A 7,109-nucleotide genomic window follows, 5' to 3' on the forward strand; every position below is an offset into this window, starting at 1 on the left:
TCAGGCTATAGGCACGAGGCTATAGGCGATAGGCAATAAAAACCCATAAACCCGTTTAACCTTGCCTATTGCCCATAGCCCATAGCCCCTAAAAAATATTTTCATGATTCGTGGTGCTCTTTAGTAACTTTAAGGTTTAGTTCGGAATTCGGTGTGTTGGACTCGAACTATTTACTCCGAACTCCGAATTTTTTAGGAGATAAATGTACCCTCGTTTTCAACATATTCATTTTATCGGGATCGGCGGTATCGGCATGAGCGGTATAGCCGAGGTCTTGTTGAACCTCGGTTATCGGGTCAGTGGATCGGACCTGAAAGAAACCGAGATTACCCGCCGTTTGCAGGCCCTGGGCGGGGAAATCTTCTACGGCCACCAGGCGGAAAACATTCAGGGGGCGGAAGTGGTCGTCACCTCTTCGGCCGTTCGGCCTGATAACCCGGAGGTTCTGGCGGCCCGGGCGGCCCTTTTACCGGTAATCCCCAGGGCCGAGATGCTGGCCGAGTTGATGCGACTCAAATATGGTGTGGCCGTGGCCGGAGCCCATGGGAAAACGACCACTACTTCGATGGTCGCCCATATCCTGGCTTATGGCGGACTGGACCCTACCGTGGTCATCGGGGGACGATTGAACAGTTGGGGGAGTAATGCCCGGCTGGGACAGGGATCTTTTTTGGTGGCTGAGGCCGATGAGAGTGACGGCTCTTTTCTGCATCTATCTCCGAGTATCGCAATTGTTACCAATATCGACCTGGAGCATTTGGATTTTTATAAAAATCTTGACCATATCAAAGCCCATTTTCTTGATTTTTTAAACCGCCTTCCCTTTTATGGGCTGGCGATTCTTTGTTTGGATGATCCCCATATACCTTCATTGATCGCGAAACTCCAAAAACGGTACCGCACTTACGGTCTGACCGCCCAGGCCGATCTTCAAGCCCGGGAAGTAAAACAAAACGGGTTAGTCACCCAGTATCGGTTTTTTTGTAATGGCAAGGAATGGGGAGAAATTCGTTTTAAGATCCCTGGTCTCCATAATGTCTATAACTCGTTGGCGGCCATCGCTGTCGGCTTCGAATTAGAGATTCCTTTTCAAAAGATCCAGGAGGCTTTTGATTGTTTAGAAGGGGTTCAGCGGAGATTTCAAATCAGAGGGGAGTTTCAGGGTGCTACAGTCCTGGATGATTATGGTCACCACCCCACGGAGATTCGAGCTACCCTGAATGCCGTCCGGGGGACTTGGCCTGAACGAAGGATCATAGTCGTGTTTCAACCCCACCGGTACAGCCGGACCAAGGCCCTTTTTGATGAGTTCACCACCTCCTTTTATCAGGCCGACTGTTTGTTCTTGCTGCCCATCTATCCGGCCGGAGAGGACCCGATCGAAGGAATCAATTCGGAGCATTTATTGGAAGGGATCAAGGAAAAGGGACATCGCGATACCCGATTGTTTTCCAATCGAGATGAAGTCCTTCCCGCTCTCCAGGACCTGTTGAAGGCCGGAGATGTGCTGGTTACCTTGGGAGCCGGAGACGTCTGGAAAATAGGTCAGGAAATTGTATCGACAACAGGGTCTTAAGCAGCTCTTTGAAAAGATTTGTCCGGGGCGGGTTAAACAATGGGAGCCTTTAGGCCCTTATACCACCCTTCGGATTGGCGGAAGAGCTGATTGGTTTATAGAACCCCAAAAGCCTTCCGAAATCAAGCAGCTCCTGGAACTGGTCAGGCTTCGCCATATCCCCTGGTTTGTCCTGGGACATGGGAGCAATCTTCTGGTTTCCGACCGGGGCCTGAGGGGATTGGTCATTCATATAGTATCCCCAGGACAGCCAATTAAGAGCCAAGCCCTTAAGGATAATCAGGTTGTTCTGGAGGTAGAAGCCGGGGCGCCCCTTTCGAAGCTGGTCCGATGGGGGATCAGGAACGGCCTTCAGGGACTTGAATTTTTGGCAGGCATCCCCGGATCGGTTGGAGGGGCCTGGGCCATGAATGCCGGAAGTTATGGAAAAGAAATAAAAGATCTGACCGTCTTTCTGAATATTTTGGCTTCCGGAGGCCGGGTGATCCGTAAAAGGAAAAAGCAACTTTTTTTTGGTTATCGAATCCTGAAGCTGGAACCGGGTGAAATTATTCTTTCAGGAGGACTCCAGGTGTCCCGAGGGAATTCAGAGGCTATTCGACAAGAAGCCCGGAGACTTTGGTCTCAAAGGCGGTCCACTCAACCCCTGGGCCAACCTAGTTGTGGTTCGGTTTTTAAGAATCCTCCGGAGGCCTTTGCCGGTCAACTGATTGAAAAAGCGGGATTGAAAGGTGTTGAAAGGGGCCAGGCCAGGATTTCGGAACAGCATGCCAATTTTATTGTCAATCAAGGAGGGGCCAGGGCCAAGGAGGTATTATACCTGATGAACCTGATCCGGACCCGGGTCCGGAAACAATTCGGGATCCTCCTGGAACCCGAGGTCCGGTTATGGGGCTGCGTCCTGAAGGAGATTGCTTAGTTTTCTGATTTGTTTTGAAATATTACACGGCTTTGGGTATTAAGCCTTCAGCGATATTTGAAGTACTGTTAAAACTCGTCATTCCCGCGCAGGCGGGAATCCAGGATAGGCGTAACGGATAAATCCCGCCTTTGCCGGGCTGGATTCCCGTTTTCACCCCCGGGATGTAGTCCTGTCAGGGACGGAATTCGGAATGACGAAAATGGGCTCTTCCTGACTTTTTACAAGTCCATCCTATTTAGAGAGGTTATCATGTACTTAGGAAAAACCAGGCTGGGGAATTTGGGCCGCAATTATTATCGGGGGGCCTTAGAGGACTCCGAACTTTCCTGGATGGAAAGGCTCTGGCATCATTTCTGGGTTGGTTCATTGATTATGATGATCCTTCTGGGGATCAGTATCACCTTGCTGATCGGGTATCTGGTGGCCTTGTCCACCCCGATCTTCAAATTGGAGGATGTGGGTTTCAAGGGGATAAAACGGGTTTCCCAGGCGGAATTACTCCAAAAAGGAGGGTTGGCGAACGGCGTTAACCTCCTGGCCTTGAATATAGGGGAAGTCAAAAAAAAGATGGAATCCATCGCCTGGGTCAAAAGTGTTTATCTCCGCCGGGAACTTCCCAATAAACTCGAGGTGGTGGTTGCGGAGCATCAACCGATTTTCCTGGTCCTGGTCCAGCAGGAACTTTATTATTTAAGTAATGAGGGGATATTATTTAAGAAGGCCGAGGTGCAAGAGGAAGTCACCCTGCCCATATTGACCGGTCTGGGAGCAAAGGATTGGTCGCCGGCAGGACAACTTAGGTCTCCAATGCTTTCGGAACTGGTGGCCCTTAAAGGGTATTTAAGTCAGGGGAGAGATCCCTTTTATCCGGACAAGCTCTCGGAAATTCACTATGACCCTGATTGCGGCTTTTCTTTATATACCTTAGAAAGGGGCATTCGGATTTCTTTGGGCAGGGATGACCTCCAGACCCGGCTTAAACGTTTGGAAAAAGTATGGGCCGAGCTGGAAAAACGGCCGAACTTATTAACGCTCAAAGGGATTTCCCTCCAGTTCGGGCAAAGGGTAATCGTTCATGGCGTACGGGGGAATTCCATAAAAGGGGTTAAAGGTTAAACGGAAAAGAGGAAGGGGGTGAGTATTGTTTGGACGACGATTTGATTATCGGTTTGGATATCGGCACCACTAAAATTTGTGCGGTGGTTGGGGAAGTATCTCCGAGTGGGGTGGATATCGTCGGGATTGGGACCCATCCCTCGGTCGGCTTGCGCAAGGGGGTGGTCGTTAATATCGAAAGTACCGTTAACTCCATCAAGAAAGCCGTGGAAGAAGCGGAACTCATGGCCGGCTGTGAAATCAGATCGGTCTATGCCGGTATTGCCGGGGGGCATATTAAGGCCTTCAACAGTCATGGCGTTATTGCGGTGAAGACCCGGGAAGTGACTAAAACGGATATCGAAAGGGTTATCGATGCTGCCAAAGCCATTGCCATTCCCTTGGATCGGGAAGTCATTCATGTATTACCTCAAGAATTTATTGTCGACGATCAGGATGGCATTCAGGATCCCCTGGGTATTTCCGGTGTGCGCCTTGAGGTCAAGGTCCACATTATAACCGGGGCGGTCACTTCGGCGCAGAACATTATTCGTTGTGCCAACAAATCGGGATTGGATGTCTCGGATATTGTGTTGGAATCGATCGCCTCGAGTGAAACGGTGCTCACCCCCGAAGAGAAGGAACTCGGGGTGGCTCTGGTGGACTTCGGGGGCGGGACGACCGATCTGGCCATTTTTTCGAATAATTGCATCAAACATACCTCGGTTCTGGCTTTGGGCGGCAACAACTTAACCAATGATATCGCCATCGGTTTGAGGACCCCTCACCAGGCAGCCGAGCGGATCAAAAAAGTTCATGGCTGTTGTTTGACTTCCATGATCGATAAAGAAGAAACCATCGAGGTCCCGAGTGTCGGCGGTAGAAAACCCCGGATTCTTTCCCGTCAAATCCTGGGGGAAATTTTGGAACCGAGGGTGGAAGAAATTTTTTCCCTGGTCAACCGGGAAATCATGAAATCCGGTTTTGCCGGCACCATCGCTTCCGGCGTAGTCATCACCGGAGGGGCCTCCTTATTGGAAGGGATCCCTGAACTGGCGGAACAGATCTTTAATCTCCCCAGTCGGCGGGGCTATCCCCAGGGTTTTGGAGGGATTATGGATGTCGTCAACAGTCCCATGTATGCCACGGCCGTGGGATTGGTCCTTTACGGGGCCAAGGCGATGCCCAGGAAGAAATTCAGGATCCGGGATCAGCATATTTTTTATCGGGTCATGGAACGGATGAAAAAATGGTTCAGGGAGATGATTTAAGGCGGAGGGGATAATTATTATTAAGGGGAGGTAATAGCAGATGAGAATAGAAATGATGCGGGTAGAAGAAGACACCAATGACCAAAAACCCAAAATTCGTGTTTTGGGGATTGGGGGAGGAGGAAATAATGCCATCAATAATATGATCAAATCCCAACTCTCGGGAGTTGAATTTATTGCGGCCAATACCGATCTTCAGGCCCTCTCCTCTTCCCTGGCCGACCAGCGCATTCAACTTGGGACAACCTTGACCAAGGGATTGGGGGCCGGGGCCAATCCCGAAATCGGGAGGAATGCTACTCTGGAAGATACGGAAAAAATTCGGGAAGCCCTGGACGGTAGCGACATGGTTTTTATTACCGCCGGCATGGGCGGCGGAACCGGAACCGGGGGGGCCCCGGTTGTGGCCCAAATGTGTAAAGAATTAGGCGCCTTGACCGTGGCCGTGGTAACCCGTCCTTTTCATTTTGAAGGGAGCAGACGGTTGAAACAGGCCGAGGAAGGGATTAAAGAACTACGGAAAGCGGTGGACACCCTCATCACCATTCCCAATGATCGTTTGATCGCCCTGGCTACTAAAAAGGCTACTTTTTTAGAAATGCTCCAAAAGGCCGATGAAGTCTTGTTGTACGCCGTTAAAGGGATCTCCGACCTGATCGTAGTCCCCGGACATATTAACCTGGATTTTGCGGATGTAAAGGCCATTATGTCGGAGATGGGGATTGCTCTGATGGGCACCGGACTGGCGAGTGGTGAAAATCGGGCCTTAGAAGCGGCCCAACGGGCCATTTCCAGTCCCCTGTTGGAAGATATTTCCATTTCCGGGGCCCGGGCGGTCCTGATGAATATTACGGCCAGCTCCAGCCTGGGCTTTGAAGAAGTGACCGAAGCTTCGACTTTGATTCGGAAAGAAGTCCACGAAGAAGCCAATATCATCTGGGGCACGGCTATTGATGAAAGCATGGAGGATGACCTGCGGGTTACCGTAGTGGCTACCGGGATCACCCCCAAAGAAGAAAGGGTCGTCATGGATTTAGATAGAATACGGCCCACCCTACCGGAGGTCAAGGCCGATCGGGGGGAAGATCGGGAAACCCCGACCTTTGTGCGCAAGGGGAAAGAGATCGATAAATACGGCCCCCGGAGACCGGCCAAGGCCCCGGAATACTATTTTGACGAAGAAGAATTGGAAGTCCCGACCTTTATTCGCAAGGCAGCCGATTGACTCTGAGTAAAAAGGAAAAAATGAGTATAGCTTTTCAGGCCCATACCTTAAAAGAAGAGAAAGAGATAGAAACGATTGATTTAAGTTATGGGAATTTATTTGAACTGGTTCAGTTGTTAACCCGGGGAGAACTTGAAAAAGGATTCAATAATGCCAAAAAGATCCTTCGGAAAAAATTGATCGACCATCTCAACTATATCAACTTTTCGGAAGGGGAAATTTTAATTGTTTTCAGACATTCCAAATATGATGAAATCCTGGTCCGGGGGATTAAACCGGAACCTTGTCAGGGTGGAACGGTTTTTGGCCGATGGTCTAACCCGACGGATTTTTATGAATCTCTAAAGGATTTCGAAGTCCTTTGTTTCTTCATCGAGAACCGAAGAGAAATCATTTTAGCCCAATCCCAAAAGATCCAAATAAGCGACCAGGGCATTAATGTGACCTTGCCGGAATCCGGCTTTGAAATCGTATTACGAAAAACCAAACGATATCCCGGTCATCAAATTCCGACCCAAATGATTCAAAGCGGTATTTTATTTTCAGGGCGTCTGGCGGTCTTCAGTGTCAAATCTTTTCTGGTGGAGATCTATGCGGGGGAAGGGATTTCTTTGAAGTGGATTAATTCCGAATATCCGGTTCAGATCATTTTCAAGGACCAAGCGGAAATATTTTATTCAAGGGATTGTGAAATAGTCAAGCAGTGGGGAAATCTTCATTCTAAAACCCTGGTCTTAAGACCCAGGGGGGAACCGATCAATCGATTCAAGCGCCGGGAGTTTCGGGCCCCGAGACAAACCCTGCACCCTTCCCCCGGGGTTTTTTTTACGCATCCCTTAATTAAAAAATTAATTAAATTAAATATCTGTGACCTGTCCACCTCCGGTTTCTCCGTGGAAGAAGAAGAGGAATCCTCCACGCTCCTGCCGGGAATGATTATCCCCGACATTCAAATCGAGCTGGCCAATACGATTACCCTTTCCTGCAAAGCCCAGGTTATTTATAAAAACAGGGTGGAT

Annotated in this window: 6 protein-coding genes; all 6 read left to right on the forward strand. The window is 49.5% G+C overall.

What is annotated here, in order from left to right:
• The first annotated feature begins 203 nt into the window (after nt 1-203).
• Nucleotides 204-1,577, forward strand: a complete 1,374-nt coding sequence (locus tag HY879_24015; protein MBI5606410.1) for a UDP-N-acetylmuramate--L-alanine ligase — start codon at nt 204-206, stop codon at nt 1,575-1,577.
• The gene (murB, locus tag HY879_24020; protein ID MBI5606411.1) at nt 1,555-2,496 is read left to right on the forward strand and encodes a UDP-N-acetylmuramate dehydrogenase; all 942 of its coding nucleotides are present in this window, start codon (nt 1,555-1,557) and stop codon (nt 2,494-2,496) included. The genes HY879_24015 and murB overlap by 23 nt, the downstream gene beginning before the upstream one ends.
• A 252-nt stretch (nt 2,497-2,748) precedes the next feature.
• On the forward strand, nt 2,749-3,615 hold the full coding sequence (locus HY879_24025) for an FtsQ-type POTRA domain-containing protein (protein ID MBI5606412.1): 867 nt from the start codon (nt 2,749-2,751) through the stop codon (nt 3,613-3,615).
• Between the two features lie 29 nt (nt 3,616-3,644).
• Complete coding sequence (gene ftsA, locus HY879_24030) at nt 3,645-4,865, forward strand: cell division protein FtsA (GenBank protein MBI5606413.1); 1,221 nt, start codon at nt 3,645-3,647, stop codon at nt 4,863-4,865.
• A 40-nt stretch (nt 4,866-4,905) separates the two neighbouring features.
• Nucleotides 4,906-6,090, forward strand: a complete 1,185-nt coding sequence (ftsZ, locus tag HY879_24035; GenBank protein ID MBI5606414.1) for a cell division protein FtsZ — start codon at nt 4,906-4,908, stop codon at nt 6,088-6,090.
• 20 nt (nt 6,091-6,110) lie between these two features.
• Nucleotides 6,111-7,109: hypothetical protein (locus tag HY879_24040; GenBank protein ID MBI5606415.1), on the forward strand; the 999-nt coding region annotated here is incomplete at its 3' end.

It is taken from the genome of Deltaproteobacteria bacterium, from assembly GCA_016219225.1.
GTDB lineage: Bacteria > Desulfobacterota > RBG-13-43-22 > RBG-13-43-22 > RBG-13-43-22 > RBG-13-43-22.

Excerpts from the sequence above, each read along its gene's own strand:
- ftsZ (MBI5606414.1), top strand. The coding sequence starts at position 4,906 with ATGAGAATAGAAATGATGCGGGTAGAAGAAGACACCAATGACCAAAAA.
- HY879_24015 (MBI5606410.1), top strand. The coding sequence starts at position 204 with ATGTACCCTCGTTTTCAACATATTCATTTTATCGGGATCGGCGGTATC.
- HY879_24025 (MBI5606412.1), top strand. The coding sequence starts at position 2,749 with ATGTACTTAGGAAAAACCAGGCTGGGGAATTTGGGCCGCAATTATTAT.